Source organism: Pseudomonas sp. PS1(2021), from assembly GCF_020405165.1.
Classification (GTDB): domain Bacteria; phylum Pseudomonadota; class Gammaproteobacteria; order Pseudomonadales; family Pseudomonadaceae; genus Pseudomonas; species Pseudomonas aeruginosa.
Genome location: NZ_CP084484.1, coordinates 2751908 through 2769608, shown reverse-complemented (window position 1 = coordinate 2769608; position 17701 = coordinate 2751908). Strand labels below are relative to the sequence as shown.

Annotated in this window: 12 protein-coding genes; 8 read left to right on the top strand and 4 right to left on the bottom strand. The window is 64.1% G+C overall.

All coding sequences use genetic code 11. The features are described 5' to 3' along the window. Window positions 1-103: 103 nt before the first annotated feature. From LE197_RS13185 to LE197_RS13155, 7 genes are all read left to right on the top strand, one after another. Window positions 104-2809: a helix-turn-helix transcriptional regulator gene (locus LE197_RS13185; RefSeq protein WP_017002214.1), complete on the top strand. Its 2706-nt coding sequence runs from the start codon at window positions 104-106 to the stop codon at window positions 2807-2809. 2 nt (window positions 2810-2811) lie between these two features. Next, on the top strand, window positions 2812-5535 hold the full coding sequence (locus tag LE197_RS13180; protein WP_003087788.1) for a helix-turn-helix transcriptional regulator: 2724 nt from the start codon (window positions 2812-2814) through the stop codon (window positions 5533-5535). Window positions 5536-5766: 231 nt separating this feature from the next. Next, a complete protein-coding gene (locus LE197_RS13175; RefSeq protein WP_003098074.1) occupies window positions 5767-6204 on the top strand; it encodes a DUF6160 family protein in 438 nt (145 codons plus the stop codon). A gap of 78 nt (window positions 6205-6282) precedes the next feature. Then, complete coding sequence (locus LE197_RS13170; RefSeq protein ID WP_003098072.1) at window positions 6283-7044, top strand: C39 family peptidase; 762 nt, start codon at window positions 6283-6285, stop codon at window positions 7042-7044. Window positions 7045-7084: 40 nt separating this feature from the next. Beyond that, window positions 7085-8110 carry a transporter gene (locus LE197_RS13165; protein WP_003120313.1) on the top strand — a complete coding sequence of 342 codons (1026 nt, stop codon included), beginning with the start codon at window positions 7085-7087 and terminating at the stop codon, window positions 8108-8110. 19 nt (window positions 8111-8129) lie between these two features. After that, window positions 8130-9728, top strand: coding sequence for an outer membrane protein transport protein (locus tag LE197_RS13160; RefSeq protein WP_003117704.1), 1599 nt, complete (start codon window positions 8130-8132; stop codon window positions 9726-9728). Between the two features lie 13 nt (window positions 9729-9741). Further along, window positions 9742-10929: a MalM family protein gene (locus tag LE197_RS13155; RefSeq protein WP_003122846.1), complete on the top strand. Its 1188-nt coding sequence runs from the start codon at window positions 9742-9744 to the stop codon at window positions 10927-10929. A 56-nt stretch (window positions 10930-10985) separates the two neighbouring features. On the opposite strand, the gene LE197_RS13150 is transcribed toward LE197_RS13155, so the two are convergent. The 4 genes from LE197_RS13150 to LE197_RS13135 all read right to left on the bottom strand — a co-directional run bounded on the left by LE197_RS13150 (window position 10986) and on the right by LE197_RS13135 (window position 15153). Further along, complete coding sequence (locus LE197_RS13150; RefSeq protein WP_003087807.1) at window positions 10986-11969, bottom strand: alpha-L-glutamate ligase-like protein; 984 nt, start codon at window positions 11967-11969, stop codon at window positions 10986-10988. 3 nt (window positions 11970-11972) lie between these two features. Further along, window positions 11973-13499, bottom strand: a complete 1527-nt coding sequence (locus LE197_RS13145) for an inactive transglutaminase family protein (RefSeq protein WP_003087809.1) — start codon at window positions 13497-13499, stop codon at window positions 11973-11975. A gap of 5 nt (window positions 13500-13504) precedes the next feature. Beyond that, window positions 13505-14044, bottom strand: coding sequence for an ATP-dependent zinc protease (locus LE197_RS13140; RefSeq protein WP_003087811.1), 540 nt, complete (start codon window positions 14042-14044; stop codon window positions 13505-13507). A 290-nt stretch (window positions 14045-14334) separates the two neighbouring features. After that, window positions 14335-15153 (bottom strand): pyruvate, water dikinase regulatory protein, encoded by an 819-nt coding sequence (locus tag LE197_RS13135; RefSeq protein ID WP_003087813.1) that lies wholly within the window; start codon window positions 15151-15153, stop codon window positions 14335-14337. Window positions 15154-15324: 171 nt separating this feature from the next. Between LE197_RS13135 and ppsA the strand changes: the two genes are divergently transcribed. After that, on the top strand, window positions 15325-17700 hold the full coding sequence (ppsA, locus tag LE197_RS13130; protein ID WP_003098065.1) for a phosphoenolpyruvate synthase: 2376 nt from the start codon (window positions 15325-15327) through the stop codon (window positions 17698-17700). The last annotated feature ends 1 nt before the right edge of the window (window position 17701 follow it).

Genomic DNA, 17701 nt, shown 5'->3' with positions numbered 1-17701 from the left:
CCATTTCTTCAGTTTACGTAAGAAGGGTGATCTGCTAATTATGGAAATATCCCACGGAGATTTGGCTCCGTACCACAATGATAATGACACAGGGATACAGGCCGTGGATGCAGTACAGAATCCAGCAGCCGGCAGCCTTTCGCGCTCCAGAATAGTGCCGCCTCAGGTGCCAGCCGAATATTCTCTTCGCCCCGCGATCCGCAACCTGCTGGATCGCAATCCCCATTCACGCGTTCTGATGTTTTCCGCACCTGCCGGCTTCGGCAAGACCTGCGCGCTCGCCGCCCTGGCCAGGGAGCGCACTGTAGCAGACCAGGCGGTGGCCTGGCTCTCGCTTGCCGAAGAAGACGACGACCCCGCCCGTTTCTGCCGGCAGCTGATCGAGGCGCTGGGCGAAGCCGTGCCGCAGCTTGGCGACGATGCCCAGACCTACCTGCAGAACACCATGCGGGTCCCGGTGGTGGCGGTGATTGAAAGCCTGCTCGGCGATCTCGATCGCTATGCGCGGCCGTTGCTGCTGGTGCTCGACGACCTGCACCTGGTTAGCAACCCGGACATCTTCACCGGCCTCAACCGCCTGGTGCAGTACGCGCCGCCCGGGCTGGTCCTGGCCCTGGGCACGCGTTCGCAGCCGGCGCTGAGCCTGGCTACCTGGCGGGCCAAGGGGCTGTTGCTGGAAATCGGCCTCGAGGAGCTGCGCCTCGGCTTCGAGGAAACCCGCGAATACCTCGAGCGCAGCGGTCTCTATCTGGACGAGCCCTGCCTGAAGGCGCTCTATGGCCAGACCGAAGGCTGGGTGGTGGGCGTGCATCTCGTCAGCCTGTGGCTGCGCCAGCAACCGCAGGTGCAGGAAATGGCCCTGCTCGACGGCGACAAGCAGGCGGTCAGCGCCTATCTGCTGGCGGCGGTCTTCGAACGCTTGCCTGGCGACCTGCAGGAAGCGCTGCTGGCCCTTGGCGTTGCCAGCCAATTGAGCGGCGACCTGGCCAACGCCCTGACCGGGCGCCAGGACGGCCAGGCGCTGCTGGAGCGCCTGGAGTCCATGCAATTGTTCCTCCTGCCGCTGGATCGCGAACGCCAGTGGTATCGCTTCCACCTGCTGTTCGCCGATTTCCTCCGCAACCGCCTGCGCGACTCCGATCCGGACCGTTTCAAGCAACTGCATTTCAACGCCAGCCTGTGGTTCACCAACCACCACATGCCGACGTTCGCCATCGAGCATGCCTGTGCGGCGGAAGACCCGGAGATGATCGCCGCGCTGGTCGACGGATGCGGACTGGAGCTGATCAACCGCGGCCAGCTCAGCCTGATCTACCGTTGGCGCAAGCATGTGCCGGACGAAATCGCCGAGCGCTATCCGATCCTGGTCCTTACCGATGTCTGGTCGCGGGCCAGCGACCTCAGCCTGGGCGAGGCCAACCGGATCATCGACGAACTGCTGGCGCGCTGGGGGGAGAGCCGCGGCGATGGGCCGATGGGCGACCAGTACCTCTCCGCGCTGGCGGTGAAGGCGGTGGTGGCGTTGCAGAAGGACGATCTGGAACTGTGCATCGCCCTGGCTCGCCGGGTCGAGGTCCAGCTCGGGCAGAACGCTGCCTTCCTCGAAGTGGCGGTGTTGATCACCGCCGCGCTGGCCCAGGTGGTCCGTGGCCAGGGCGACCAGGCGCGGCGCCTGCTGGGGCTGGCGCAGCAGCGCAATCATTTCCTCGAAGGGCGCTACCTGGACATGCAACTGGCCAACGTCGAGGTGATCCTCGCACTCGAGCAGGGCCAGGTGAAGCAGGCGCAACTGCTCATCGAGCGGCTCCGCCAGCGCGCCCGGCCGCTGTTCGAGAAGTCCAGGAGCGCGCTGGCGCTGCCGACCATCACCGAGGCCCTGACCGCCTACTACAGGATCGAGCTGGACGGGCTGGAAGAGCGCCTGGGCTGGGCGCTCGGGCATGTGGATGTGATCAATCCGATCGATTTCTATGCCCAGGGACAGATCTGCCTGGCGCGCACCCAGCGCCTGCTGGGACGGCCGAAGGAGGCGCTGGCCAGCCTGGCGGCGATGCAGGCCCTGGCCTCGCGCAATCAGTCGTGGCGCTTCTTCGCCCAGGCCATGGCCGAAGAGATCAACCTGATCCTCCAGGACAGCGGCCCCGACCGCCTGAAGCGCGCCGAGCAGCGGTTGAAGAGCGTGGACTGGAACAAGATGGCGGCACACTACCGCAACATGGCCTTCAACCCGGTCAACTGGTCGCTGGGCGTGAGCCGCGTGCGCCTGTTGCAGGGGCGAGGACATTTCAGCGAGGCGCTGCACGAGATCACTCAGTTGCGCGGCACCTTGCAGCCCGGCTGGCACGGCCTGCAGCGCCTGCGCCTGGATATCCTGGCGGCGCTCAGCTATCAGCGCCTGGGCTACCAGGAACGGGCCAACAGCCTGCTCGGCGAATGCCTGATCAATGCCGAACGGGAAGGGGTGCGCAGCCTCTTCATCGAGGAAGGCGACGGCATTCGCCAGTTGCTCCAGCAACTCGAATCCACCGAGCGCCAGCCGGCGCTACAGACCTTCATTCGCGGCCTGCTCGGCATCTGGCCCGGGCAGGGCGTGCGCAAGCCCCAGGATGCGCTCGAGGAAGGCCTGACGGAGCGCGAGCGCGAAGTGGTCTGCCTGGCCGCACAGGGCCTATCCAACGAAGAAATCGGCCAGCGCCTGTCGCTGGCCCTGGGGACCGTCAAATGGCATCTGCACAACATCTACGAAAAGCTCAAGGTGCGCAATCGCACCCAGGCGATCCGGCGAGCCCGCGAGCTGAGCCTGCTCTGACCATGGGCCATCGCGACGGGGTTCCCGCCAGCACCATCCCGCTGTTGCAGACCAAGCTGTTCCCGCCAGGCGCCGGAGGGTTGCCGCTGCTTCCCCGCCAGGCGCTGATCGACCGCCTGTACGAGGCCCGCGGGCGACGCGCGATGGTGCTCAGCGCGCCGGCCGGCTTCGGCAAGAGCACCATCCTCTGCCAGTTGCGCCTGCGCCTGCTGGAGCAGGGCGCGGCGGTGGCATGGTTGTCCTGCGACGAGACCGACAGCGAACCGCAGCGTCTGATCCAGTACCTGCTGGCGAGCATCCAGCGAGTGGTCCCGGCATTCGGCGGCAATACCGCCAATCTGCTCGGCACCGACGTCGCGGTGCCGCTGGAGGGTATCCTGGATGCCTTCCTCGCCGACCTGCGTCGCCTGGAAGGCCCCTTGTACCTGTTCCTCGACGATTTCCACCGCATCCGCCACGCCGCCTTGCCGCATGGGGTTCGCTACCTGATCGAGAACCTGCCCGATCACGTGCGGGTGGTGGCCTCGACCCGCTTCCGCCCGCGCTTCCTGGTCGACGAGCCGACCCTCAAGCCCTGGACCTTCTGTCTGAGCGCGGAAGACCTGCGGCTATCGCGCGAGGAGAGCGATGCGTTTCTCCTCGACCTCAAGGGGCTGGAGCTGGGCGAGCGCGAGCTGAAGCTGCTGTTCAAGCGCACCGAAGGCTGGATCACGGCGTTGCACCTGGCGGCCCTGGCCCTCAGTCGCAATACCGACCGGGAAGGTTTCCTCCGCGGGCTCTCCGGGACCGAACGGAACATCGCCGACTACCTGGCGGAAGACGTGCTGGCCAGCCTGCCCGCCGACCTGCAGCTGTTCCTCGACCAGACCTCGGTGCTCGACGAGTTCAATGCGGAACTGTGCAATGCGCTGACCGGGCGTCGCGACGGCCTGGACATGCTCATGCGCCTGCAGAACGAGCAGTTGTTCGTCATCGCCCTGGACGACCAGCGCGAATGGTTCCGCTACCACCATCTGTTCGCCGAGTTCCTCCAGGGGCGGCTGTCCCGGCATGCCGATCCGACCCCGTTGCTGCATGCGGCGGCGCGCTGGTGCGAGGGGCGCGACCTGGCCGACCGGGCGATCAAGTACGCCCTTCGCGCCCGCGACTACCTGTTCGCCGCCGAGTTGCTGGAGCGCCAGGGCGCGCGCCTGATCGCCGGTAACCGGGTGTACGGCATCCTCGGCATGCTCAACGGCATTCCCGCCGAGGTGATCCGCGAGCATCCGGTGTTCCAGATCTTCTACGCCTGGCAACTGGCGTTCGAGCAACGCTTCGCCGAGGCCGAGGCGTTGATCGAGGAGGTCAGCCACCGCCTCTTGCAGGGGCGCGGCAAGGTCATGCACTTCGGGCTCGGCGAGTTGCTCGCCGCCGCCCAGGTGCTCAAGGCCCTGGTGTTGCTCTACCAGGACAAGCTCGAAGCCTGCCTGAAGGTCGCCCGCCACTGGCTGTCCATGGTCCCGAGCAACCAGCCGGTGTTCCGCGCCAGCCTGCTCTGCGTGCAGGCTTCGGCGCATGCGCTGCTCGGCGACTACGCCGAGGCCGCCGGCGCCATCGGTTCCGCGCGGGAGGACCTGAAAGTCGCCGACAGCGAGTACCTGCAGGTGGTGACCAGCCTGATCGAATCCCTGATCTGCAAGGAGAGTGGCGACCTGGAGCGGGGCAGGGCGATCGCCGAGTCGGCGCGCAACCGGGTCGAGCAGGTATTCGGCCGGCGCAGCCGGGTCGGCGGGCCCTTGTCGCTGGCCTATGCCGACCTGCTCTACGAGCAGGACCGGCATGCCGGCGTGCTCGCCGAACTACCGCTGGCGACGGTCTGGCGGGATGTCGCGACGCCGGTGGAACTGCTCAGTCGCGGCCAGTTGGTCATGGCCAAGGCGCGCTTCTTCTCCGGCGCCGCCGAGCAGGGGCTGGCGCAACTCGACGAATGGCTGAGCGGTCTGCTCTCGCCCGGCTACGAGCGTGTCTATGCTCACGCCATGAGCTGCAAGGTGCAGTTCCTGCTGTGGCTGCGCCGTCCGAACGAAGCCGAACGGGTCTGCCTGCAACTGGAGCGGCATCTTGCCGGGCTCTCCGGCGAGCGGCATGCCGACGCACAGACCGCCCTGGTCCTGGCGGAGGCTCGGCTGGCATTGTCCGAGCGTCACGCGGAACGCGCGCAGAGCAAGCTGGAAAGCTGTCTGGCCGGCTACTCTTCCGCTTACCAGAGGGATCGGCGGCTGCGTTTGTCCTTGTTACTTTCTGTGGCGTATTGGCAGAAAGGTAACAGCGAAAAAGCCATCGGCCTGTTCCTCGCCACGCTCGAGGAAGCCTGGAATCTCGGCTACCGCCGGCTGTTCCAGGACGACGCGTTGTGGCTGTTGCCGATGTGGGAAAGCTGGAGGGAAGCGGAACCCAAGCGTGCCGCGGCCTGGCAGGGGCTGGCCGACCTGCTCCGCGAACAGTGCCGGAAGCTCTCCGTGGACCCGGAAAGTTTCGATGAAAATCAGGATGTTAGCCATCGCGAACGGGAAATCCTGCGGCTGGTGGCGGCGGGCTTGTCGAACCGCGATATCGCGCAGGCGGTGCACCTGTCGGAAGCCACCATCAAGTGGCACCTGCACAACCTGTTCGCCAAGCTGGGTGTGAAGAGCAGAACGCAAGCCGTACTAAAGGGTAAAAGCCTGGGACTGCTGAGCGAGGCGTGAGCGGCAGCCGCCATCGCTCCATCCCTTGGATGGGCTGGCGGCGGAAGGGGTGGCCCAGTAGCTTGGAATCCAGGACGAGAGAGCATGAGGCTCTACCGAATCCATGTCCGGGACGCCTAGGGAAGCAGTACCGGACCTGGAGACCGGCGAGATGCCGGTCGATCTGCCGGGGACAGGATGCAAACGGCAGTGCCCTGGGGCAAACCACACCTGAACACTGGAGAAATAACAATGAAAAAGCACCTGTTCCTTGCAACTGCTGTTCTGGCTGCTCCCTTGCTGGCGCATGCCGACCTGAAAGCCATGGACGATGGCGCGCTGTCCGACGTGACCGGCCAGGCAGGCATCAGCATTTCCGGTACTTTCCAGGGCTCCGTCGGGGCCGTGACCTACACCGATACCGACACCAACGGCGGCTCCCTGCGGCTGGAGAACATCAGCCTGCCGGCGCTGACCATCGACGATACCAAGCCGCTGACCATCGACGTCGTCACCACCGATATCGGCGGCAAGTCGACCCAGCAACTGGCCATCGGCCTGCCGGCCATCACCGGCGACGTGACCGTTGGCGCCATCAAGGTGGGCGACACCAGCGCCGCCAGCATCGGCTCGCTGACCGTCTCCGGGCTGAACATGGCCGGTTCCACCATCAAGGTCTGGGGTCACTGATCCAGGAACCGAGTCGAGACGCGAAGACCTCGCCGAGGCATCGGCGGGGTCTTTCTCCGAAAGAGGTACGACGGGGCGATGTTCGAGATTTTGCTGGGAAGTCTGATCGGGCTGTTCGGGTTCACCCAGACGGTCGATACCAAGCCGCAACCGCAGGGCACGGTCAACCTCAGCCAGCCTCTGACCCCCAATGGACCCTACCGCGAATCGGTGCAGCTGGAGCCGATGAGCCAGTTGCAGTTCCGCAACGTCATCCGCCAGGCCTATGACTACAGCTGCGGCTCGGCGGCGCTTACCACGCTGCTGGACTACTACCTCGGGCGCAACCTCGAGGAACGCCAGGTCATGGAAGGGCTGCTGCGCTATGGCGAGGCCGATAAGATCGTGCAGCGCCGCGGTTTCTCGCTGCTCGACATGAAGCGCTACGCCGCTGCGCTGGGCTACAAGAGCGGTGGTTTTCGCGCCGAGTTCAGCGACCTGGACGCTCTCGAGCATCCGGCGCTGGTCCCCATCCACTATGCCGGCTTCAAGCATTTCGTGGTGGTGCGCGATGTCTACAACGATCACGTCTTCGTCGCCGATCCGGCCTTGGGCAACATCAGCTTCACCCGGACGCGCTTCGAGGAAATCTGGGACCAGAACGTCCTGTTCGTGATCTTCCCGAGTGGGCAGGAGCCCCGCAACGCGCTGGCGCTGAACGATCGCGACATGCGCCTGGTGGACGACCGCACCGTCAGCCTGCTGGCGTTCCGCGAGTTTCCGCAGATCAACAAGATCACTGAAAACCAGGTCCGTGAGCTGGGCACTGGTGGCGACGTCATACACCTGCGCACCAAGTAGCAGATACCCAAAAACAAGAACAATCTCTGGGGATAGCGCCATGAGAATCAGGGGGTACACATGCGCGGCGGCGCTGATGCTGTCTATCAGCGGTTTGTCCGTTGCCGAGGAAGCCTCGGTCGACCAGGCCCGTGACGCGCTGGCCAAGAAGAATGACGATGCCGACAGCGCCAAGGCGCTGGAGGAGGTCTTCCAGGCCGCCGAGAAGAGCTACACCTTGCTGAAGAAGGGCGAGCGGACCCTGACCTACGGTTTCGACTACGCGCTGGTGCGCGACCAGCGGCTGACCCTGGTGCCGCTGACCAAGACCAGTGGCGGCACGCAGATCTACGGCCTCGCCGGCCGGCAGAGCCAGTCCCAGCACACCTTCACCAACTCCTTCACCTTCGACTACGGGATCTGGGACAACCTCACCTTCAGTTTCCGCCTGCCGCTGGTAGCCAAGTACGACACCGAGATGGATACCCACGCCTACAGCCTCGGCGACGTTTCCGCGACCTTGCGCTGGCAGCCCTGGGCGGCGGTGCGCGGGCGGCCGGTCACCACGCTGTATACCACCATCGGCCTGCCGACCGGCGACAGTCCCTACAAGACCAACCTGGACAAGGACATCTCCACCGGCAACGGCTACTACAGCCTGGGCTTCGGCGCGAACATGTCCTATGTGATCGACCCGGTGGTCCTCTACGGCTCGCTCGGCTACACCTGGAACCTGCCGGTGGACGACGTGCACCAGACCCTGGCCGACAACTCCCAGCTGGAGAAGGTCTCGCCCGGCAACACGATCAACTTCAACATGGGCATGGCCTACGCGCTGTCCTACGACGTCTCGCTGGCGACTTCGTACCAGATGGCCTACACGCTGAAGAACCGCTACCACACCACTGCCGGTACGTTCGAGTCGTCCGAACAGACCAGTAGCATCATGAACTTCTCGCTCGGCTTGCGGACGTCACCGGACTACATCGTCAACGTCAACGCCGGTTTCGGCCTCACGGAAGACTCGCCGGATGTACTGCTGGGGTTATCCGTACCCCTCGATATCAAAGGGCTGAAGGCCCAGTAACCCGCGAGCGAGGCCTGTTATGAAGATGCGCATTGCGCCGCTCTGGCTGGCGCTGGCAGGGGTGTGCCTGGCCTGGATTCCGCCGGCCGGCGCGCAGATGGCCAACGACCTGACCATCGGCAACCCGAAAGCCATGGCCCTCGGCAACGCCGTGACCGCCGACGAGACCGGCATCGATTCGGTGCACTACAACCCGGCGGCGCTGACCAGGATGAAGGGCCGCCAGGCGACCGTGAAGCTGCTCACCGGGGTGATGGACATCCGCGCCGGCTTCAAGGCGCCGCCGAACTACGGCGAAGGCACCTTCGGCCTGCGCGACGACCCGGTCGCCAACAGCCACAGCCGGACCCTGACCCCGACCATGTACCTGCCCGGTCTCGGCGGCATGACCGACGTGCCGTTGCTGGTGGCGCCGCTGGCCGGAATCTCGATCAACCCGCCGGGCTCCAAGTTCACCTTCGCCACCAACGTCTACACCCCGCAAGCGCTGGGCTACAGCCGCGATTCCGATAGCGATCCGGCGCGCTACCAGGGACGCGAGGTGTCGTTGCAGCGGCTCACCTACTTCTCGCCGACCCTGGCCTACCAGGTCAACGACGAGCTGTCGGTCGGCCTGTCTGTGGGTTTCTCCCACCAGGCAGTAGCGTTGAACGAGGATTTCCGGGCGCCGAACCAGTTGCTCGGGCTGTTGCAGCAGACCAAGGAGATCGGTTGCCTGCCGGGAATGCAGGAGATCCTCGAGGTGTTCTTCAACGTCTGCGGCGGCAATATCGGTCCGTTCCAGAACCTGGCCAATATCGACCTGGACATGCAACAGTCGCTTTCGCCCAGCTTCAACCTCGGCGTGCTCTGGGAGCCCACCGACTGGTTCGCCTGGGGCGCGACCTACCAGAGCGAGTCGCGGATGAAGCTCAAGGGCAAGTACCGGGTCGACTACGGCCAGGGCTGGCAGGGTTTCTGGACCGGGGTGCACAAGTCGCTCGGCGGTGCGATCCTCGGCCAGATGTTCCCCTACGGGAACGTCGACGAAGAGCATGGCAACGCCACGATGAACATGGTCTATCCGGATGCCTTCTCCACCGGCGTGAAGCTGCGCCCGTTCAAGAAGTGGCAATTCAACTTCGACCTGAAATGGAACGGCTACAGCGACTGGAACGAGTTCAAGATCGAGTTCGACCGCGAGCTCGACCTGCTGCGCATCGCCAAGTACCTCGACTCGAAGGACGCCACCAGCCACAGCATCACCCTCGACCGCGGCTACCGCGATACCTGGAGCTGGGCCATGGGCGTGCAGTACGACGTCAACGACCGTTTGCAGCTGCGCGCCGGCTACGAATACCGGCCTTCGGCGATCCCCAAGGGCCAGGCGGATATCCTGGTGCCGATCGGCGATGCCAATCTCTACGGCCTGGGGCTGGGCTACCAGTGGGACAAGGACACGGTGATCGATGTCGGTTTCAACTACTTCGTCACCAAGCAGAGCGTCAAGGCCGATACCAGCTGCAACCTGAACTGCACCGGGCTCGACAACCTGGTGTACAACCCCTACGCGGGACTGGACGTGGACACCACGGTGAAAGCCTATATTTTCGCCATGACCTACCGTACGACCTTCTGAGGGCTGGAGCATGATGCGCGCATCCATCGTACTTTGCGTCTTCTCCCTGGCGCTGCCGGCATCTTCGCCGGGCTGGGCCTCCGGCGGGCGCTACCTGACCTGGGTGGACGACAATGGCGGGGTGCACAACACCTTCGTCGACGGCCAGTTCGACCGCCAGCAGCGCCAGGCGCGACAGCGCATCGGCCAGAGCGACCAGGCGCGGGTGCTGAACAAGGCGGACAACGCCACGCAGTGGCCGGGGAACAGCAGCGGAGGGGAGAGCAAGCGTCGCTACTACACCTGGATCGATGCTAACGGCAACGTGCAGAACAGCTTCTATGCCGGCGCCCAGGTCGCCGGCCAGCGCGCCGACTACGTCCTGCCCAACGGCGAACACTCCGCCGAATACATCGACGCCGAGGCCTTCGAGGGCAAGGGTTTCGTTCGCAGCGAGAACGGCAGTCCCTACTACACCTGGGTGGACGAGAAGGGCCGCATGCACAACTCGCAGATCCCGCCCGAGGAGCGCGCGGCGCGCTTCAAGCGGGAGGCGGCGCCTTCGTCGCAGATCGCCTTCACCGAGGGCCGGCAGATCGAGTTCAAGCAGCGTCCGGCGGCGTTGCCCGGCCTGGATGGCGCCGGCCAGCAGAGCGATGCGCTGAAGGCTTTGCTCAAGGGCACCGAGATGACCATCGACGATCTCTACCAGGACCTGCAACGGCGCTGCTGCGAGCAGATCGCCGAGAGCGACTTCACCGAACTGGATGCCGACGAACCGCGCTACGAGGAGTTGAACCGCTTCTCGCCGAGCTTCGACTTTCCCATGGGCAGGAGCTTCTACGCGGCGATCCGGCTGCCGCGCTCCCAGGGGGTCTACGGCCTGCGCATCCGCAGTTTCGCCAACCGCCAGGTGGTCTACCCGTCGCTGCTGTTCCTCGACGAGCACAAGCGGCCGACCCGGCTGGTCAGCGACGCGGTGTACAAGCTGAACCCGGAAACCTGGTATCGCTACGCTTTCATCGAGGGTACGGTGCCGGTGCGAGCCAATCGCGGCGAGCGCTACGTGCTGCTGCTGACCACCGACGAGGACCGCTCGCTGCAAACCCTCGACAACAAGCCGTTCAAGCGTCCGCTACAGGGCCTGGCGGTGAACGAGGCGGGTATGCAGGTGCATGAGCACGCCCGGCAGGGCGGCTTCGAGCTGGCCGTGGTGCGTTGAAATCCGAGACATGAAAAAGCCCGGCCGGAGCCGGGCTTCTTCATACCGGAAGCACGTCAGCCCTGGTGCTGCTGGACGTGGCCGAACAGCTGCTGGGAGAAGCGTACGCGCTCTTCCGCGGACTCTTCGATGCCTTTCGCCTTGAGTTCTTCCAGTCGCGCCTCGACGGCGTGGCAGCGGTGCACCAGGCCGCTGTCGTTGGCGATCTGGATGTTCAGGCCCGGGCGGGCGTTGAGTTCTAGGATCAGCGGGCCTTTCTCCTGGTCGAGAACCATGTCCACGCCGATGTAGCCGAGGCCCGACAACTCGTAGCAACCGGCCGCCAGCTTCATGAAGCCGTCCCAGTTCGGCAGTTGCACACCGTCCACCGCGTTGGTGGTGTCCGGGTGCTTGGCGATCTTGTTGTTCAGCCAGGTGCCGCGCAGGGTGACGCCGGTGGCCAGGTCGACGCCCACGCCGATGGCGCCCTGGTGCAGGTTGGCCTTGCCGCCCGACTGCCGGGTCGGCAGGCGCAGCATGGCCATCACCGGGTAGCCCATCAGCACGATGATGCGGATGTCCGGCACACCTTCGTAGCTGATGCTCTTGAAGATCTGGTCGGGGGTCACCCGGTACTCGATCAGTACGCGGTCGCGATGACCGCCGAGGGAGTAGAGGCCGGAGAGGATGCTCGAGATGTGGTGCTCGATCTCCTCGTGGCTGACGATCTTCCCCGACACGGTCTTGTAGCGGCCCTCGAAGCGGTCGGCGATCACCATGATGCCGTCGCCGCCGGCGCCCTGCGCCGGCTTGATGACGAAATCGTTGTGCTCGCCGATGATCTCGTTGAGCTTGTCGATGCCTTTCTCGGTCTCGATGATGCCGTACATCTCCGGCACGTGGATGCCGGCCTCGAGCGCGCGTTCCTTGGTGATGATCTTGTCGTCCACCACCGGATACAGGTGCCGCTTGTTGTACTTCAGGACGTAATCGGCATTGCGTCGGTTGATGCCCATCACGCCTTTCGCGGTCAGGTCTTTCCAGGTCTTCCAGATCGACATGGTTCAGTCCTTGAGCAGGGCCTTGAAGCGGAACAGCTCGGTCAGGCGGTAGCCGCGGTAGCGGCCCATGGCGAGCATGAAGGCGACCAGGATCAGCAGCACGGCCGGGAAGGTGAAGATGAAGTACACCAGTTCCGGGATGCGCATAAGGATGTGCGCCAGCGATGCCGCGAAAAGGGTGCCGATGGCCACCTTCATCGCATGGCCGCCGCCGCGCTCTTCCCAGGTGATCGACAGGCGTTCGATGGTCATGGTCAGGATCACCATCGGGAACAGGGCGATCGACAGGCCGCTCTCGAAGCCGAGCTTGTGGCTGAACAGGCTGATCACCGCGATCATCACCACCACGAAGGTCAGCACCACCGAGAGGCGCGGCAGCATCTGCAGCTTCAGGTGCTCGAGATAGGAGCGCAGCGACAGGCCCAGGGCGGTGATCACGGTGAACAGGGCGATACCCCATTGCAGGCCGGTCTCGCGGAAGGCCAGGGCGATCAGCACCGGGGTGAAGGTGCCGAGGGTCTGCAGGCCGATCAGGTTGCGCAGGATCAGGATCACCAGCACGCCGATCGGGATCATGATCATGATCTGGAAGGTCTGCTGGGTGGACAGCGGCAGGCCGTACAGGGAGTACTCGAGGAAGGCCGCCTCGGTGTTCTCGTCGGACAGCTTGGCCAGGCGGATGGCGTTCATCTCGCTGCTGTTCAGGCTGAAGCTGACCTGGGCCTTCTTGCCGCCGTCGATGGTCATCAGCGGCTCATCGCCAAGCCACCAGATCAGGCGATCGGAGGGCAGGCCCTGTTCGCCGGTGACCACGTTGAAATACAGCCAGTTCTCGCCGTTGAAGCTGCGCAGCCACAGTTCCGGGCTCTGTTGCAGGTCGGCGACCAGGCGGATGGTATGGACCCGCTCCATCGGCACGTGGGCGATGGACAGCAGGGTTTCGACGATATGCGCTTTCTTTTCCAGGCTGGTGTCGCCGGCCATCAGCAGCTTGACGTTGTCGTCGTTGCCGTTGTTGGCGCGCTTGATGGCTTCGCTGACGAAGGTCTCGACGTCGGCCGAGTGCTGGCGAATGGGGGCCAGCAGGGCTTCTGCGGCGATCTTCTCCGGGCCTTCCAGAGGCAGGCTGTCGCGGAAGATCGGACCTTTCTCCTTGGTCTTCTCGCCGGTGTAGCGCTTGGTCAGCACCAGGCGGTAGTACAGGGTCTGCTTGCCGTTGGCGCGGCGGGCGGACCAGGTCACCTTGCGATTGCCGTCGGCGCGATTGATGCTGACGCCGTAATTGTTGGAGACGAAGCTTTCGTTGAGGCTGACGTAGTCCTGGCTCAACGGCGGAACGAACATCTGCACCTTGACCGGGGTTTTCGGCGTGGCGACGAAGTCGACCTTGGCATCGATGTTCCAGAGGTCATCGGTTTCGGCTTCGGTAACGGGAATACCCTGGACGAAAATCTGATAGGCGGTGATCGCCACACCCAGGGTCAGCAGGATGGCGATCAGGACTTTCAGATGCAGGTTGAGAGAGCGCATGTCGTTTACTCAGCAGGTTTTGCATCAGGTTTGCAGCCGGGTTTCCCGGCCGAGTATTTCAAACTCGGATCGACCAGTGCGTCGAATTTCTTCAAGGCCTCCGAGCCGATCAAAAGCGGGTATTGGAATGCACTTCGGTCGGTCAGGTTCACTTCGATGGTGCGAATCGCCTTGCCCATGCAGACCTGCAGCTCGATCACCGGACGGGCGGTATAGGCCTTGCCCTCGTCGGGGTTGAAGTCGCCGTGGCGGCGCTTGATCTTGCTGATCCGCGCCAGGGGCTTCTCGATCGGGGTGTCGTCGGCGTTGTCGGTGGCCAGGTAGAAGCGCACCCAGGTTTCGCCGTCGCGCTTGAAACGCTTGATGTCGCGGGCGCTGAGGGAGGCGGTCTTGGCGCCGGTGTCGAGCTTGGCGGCCAGCTGGATGTCCGGGTCGTTGATGCGCGCGTATTCGTTCAGGCCGTAGACCGTCTTTTCGGCGGCTACGCTCAGGCCTGGTACGGCGATGAATAGGCAGAGCAGGGGAGCTAAGGGCTTGAGTTTCATAAGTCCTGGTTGGTGTCGCGTTCGGCGGGTCGATCTTGCGATCGCTGTCCAGTCCGTGACGGAAAACCCTGCGTCATCGACCTGCGCTCGGCAGGCCGGGCATGCCGGGCGCCCCGCCAGGCGCATGCGGGCCGCATTCTATCACGCGGTTTTTCGGCAGCGACAGCCGCTTATACCACTTGGTCGGGGTTTTGCCCCTGGGATGAAACGAAATTCCATCCAGGGGCTCGAAGCGTTACCGGAAGCGGGCAAGGGACCTTGGCGGTGCCGAGCCGCTGGCCCCGGAGCGGTTATTTGAAGCGCCGTTCCACGCCTTTTTCGACGAGGATCTTTGCGGAAATCTCCTCTACCGAGAAATGCGTGGAGTTGATGTAGGCGATGTTTTCGCGGCGGAACAGGCTTTCGACCTCGCGTACCTCGAATTCGCACTGGGCGAAGCTGGCGTAGCGACTGTTGGGCTTACGCTCGTTGCGGATCGCGGTGAGGCGATCGGGGTCGATGGTCAGGCCGAACAGCTTGTGCTTGTACTGCTTGAGGGCGTTCGGCAGTTGCAGGCGCTCCATGTCCTCTTCCGTCAACGGGTAGTTGGCGGCGCGGATGCCATACTGCAGGGCCATGTACAGGCAGGTGGGCGTCTTGCCGCAGCGCGAGACGCCGACCAGGATCAGGTCGGCCTTGTCGTAGTAGTGGGTGCGGGCGCCGTCGTCGTTGTCGAGGGCGAAGTTCACCGCCTCGATGCGATCCATGTAGTTGGAGTTGTGGCCGATGGAGTGGGACTTGCCGACCGAATAGGACGAGTCGGCCGAAAGCTCCTGTTCCAGAGGCGAAAGAAAGGTGGCGAAGATATCGATCATGAAACCGTTGGATTGCGCCAGGACCGCCCGGATGTCGCGGTTCACGATGGTATCGAAGATGATCGGGCGGGCCCCGTCCGACTCGGCAGCATTATTGATTTGCTGTACCATGGCGCGCGCTTTTTCTTCGGTATCGATGTACGGTCTCGTCAGTTTGACGAAGCTGATGTTCTCGAACTGTGCCAGAAGGCTTTGGCCCAGGGTTTCGGCGGTGATACCGGTGCCGTCCGAGATGAAGAATGCGGTTCGTTTCATTTGCACCGAAAGCCTTAAGGTAGGAACGATTCTTGGCTATGATAGGCCGCGCGTTGTCAGAGGCCTTTCTGTCGCAGCATTGTCACTTATTTCTAAGGGCCAGGCCAGAATCCAGCGGAGCTGCTCCTGGCCCCGCTTGAGCTTTTCCAATTCAATAGTGGAGAGATCACCTTGGTAGAGTACGTAGTTTCCCTCGATAAGCTCGGCGTCCATGATGTAGAGCATGTGGGGGGCAAGAACGCATCCCTCGGCGAGATGATCAGCAACCTGGCCGGTGCCGGCGTTTCCGTACCCGGCGGATTTGCCACCACCGCCCAGGCCTACCGTGACTTCCTCGAGCAGAGTGGCCTCAACGACCGTATCCACGCGGCCCTGGACGCCCTGGACGTCGACGACGTCAACGCCCTGGCCAAGACCGGCGCGCAGATCCGCCAGTGGGTGATGGAAGCCGAGTTCCCGGCCCGTCTCGACAGCGAGATCCGCCAGGCCTTCGCCGCCCTGGCCAACGGCAACGACAACCTCGCCGTGGCAGTGCGTTCCTCCGCTACCGCCGAAGACCTTCCGGACGCCTCGTTCGCCGGCCAGCAGGAAACCTTCCTCAATATCCGCGGCGTGGACAATGTGATCCGCGCAGCAAAAGAGGTCTTCGCCTCCCTGTTCAACGACCGCGCCATCGCCTACCGCGTGCACCAGGGCTTCGATCACAAGCTGGTCGCCTTGTCCGCCGGCGTGCAGCGCATGGTCCGCTCGGAAACCGGCACCGCCGGGGTGATGTTCACCCTGGACACCGAATCCGGCTTCCGCGACGTGGTCTTCATCACCGGTGCCTACGGCCTGGGCGAGACCGTGGTCCAGGGCGCGGTGAACCCCGACGAGTTCTACGTCCACAAGCCGACCCTGGAAGCCGGGCGTCCGGCCATCCTGCGCCGCAACCTGGGTAGCAAGGCGATCAAGATGATCTACGGCGACGAAGCCAAGGCCGGTCGCTCGGTCAAGGTAGTGGACGTCGATCGCGCCGATCGCGCCCGCTTCGCCCTGAGCGACGCCGAGGTCACCGAGCTGGCCAAGCAGGCCATGATCATCGAGAAGCACTATGGCCGCCCGATGGACATCGAATGGGCCAAGGACGGTGACGACGGCAAGCTGTACATCGTCCAGGCACGCCCGGAAACCGTGAAGAGCCGCGCCAGCGCCACGGTCATGGAGCGCTACCTGCTGAAAGAGAAGGGGACCGTCCTGGTGGAAGGGCGTGCCATCGGCCAGCGCATCGGTGCCGGTCCGGTCAAGGTGATCAACGACGTGTCGGAAATGGACAAGGTCCAACCGGGTGACGTCCTGGTCTCCGACATGACCGACCCGGACTGGGAGCCGGTGATGAAGCGCGCCAGCGCCATCGTCACCAACCGCGGCGGGCGTACCTGCCACGCGGCGATCATCGCTCGCGAACTGGGCATCCCGGCGGTGGTCGGTTGCGGCAACGCCACCCAGATCCTGCAGGATGGCCAGGGGGTGACCGTTTCCTGTGCCGAAGGCGATACCGGCTTCATCTTCGAAGGCGAACTCGGTTTCGATGTGCGCAAGAACTCGGTCGACGCCATGCCCGACCTTCCGTTCAAGATCATGATGAACGTCGGCAATCCCGATCGCGCTTTCGATTTCGCCCAGTTGCCGAACGAAGGCGTGGGCCTGGCCCGCCTCGAATTCATCATCAACCGCATGATCGGCGTGCATCCCAAGGCGTTGCTGAACTTCGCCGGCCTGCCGGCGGACATCAAGGAAAGCGTGGAGAAGCGCATCGCCGGCTATCCCGATCCGGTCGGCTTCTACGTCGAGAAACTGGTGGAGGGCATCAGCACCCTGGCCGCGGCGTTCTGGCCGAAGAAGGTCATCGTGCGCCTGTCCGACTTCAAGTCCAATGAGTACGCCAACCTGATCGGCGGCAAGCTCTACGAGCCGGAAGAAGAGAACCCGATGCTCGGCTTCCGTGGCGCCTCGCGCTACATCAGCGAGTCGTTCCGCGACTGCTTCGAGCTGGAGTGCCGTGCGCTGAAGAAGGTCCGCAACGAAATGGGCCTGACCAACGTCGAGATCATGGTGCCCTTCGTGCGCACCCTGGGCGAGGCGAGCCAGGTCGTCGAGCTGCTGGCCGGGAACGGCCTGAAGCGCGGCGAGAACGGCCTGAAGGTCATCATGATGTGCGAACTGCCGTCGAACGCCCTGCTGGCCGACGAGTTCCTCGAGTTCTTCGATGGCTTCTCCATCGGTTCCAACGACCTGACCCAGCTGACCCTGGGCCTGGATCGCGATTCCGGCATCGTTGCCCACCTGTTCGACGAGCGCAATCCGGCGGTGAAGAAGCTGCTGGCCAACGCCATCGCTGCCTGCAACAAGGCCGGCAAGTACATCGGCATCTGCGGCCAGGGTCCGTCGGACCACCCGGACCTGGCCCGCTGGCTGATGGAGCAGGGCATCGAGAGCGTCTCGCTGAACCCCGACTCGGTGCTGGATACCTGGTTCTTCCTTGCCGAGGGGCAAGACCAGGCCTGAT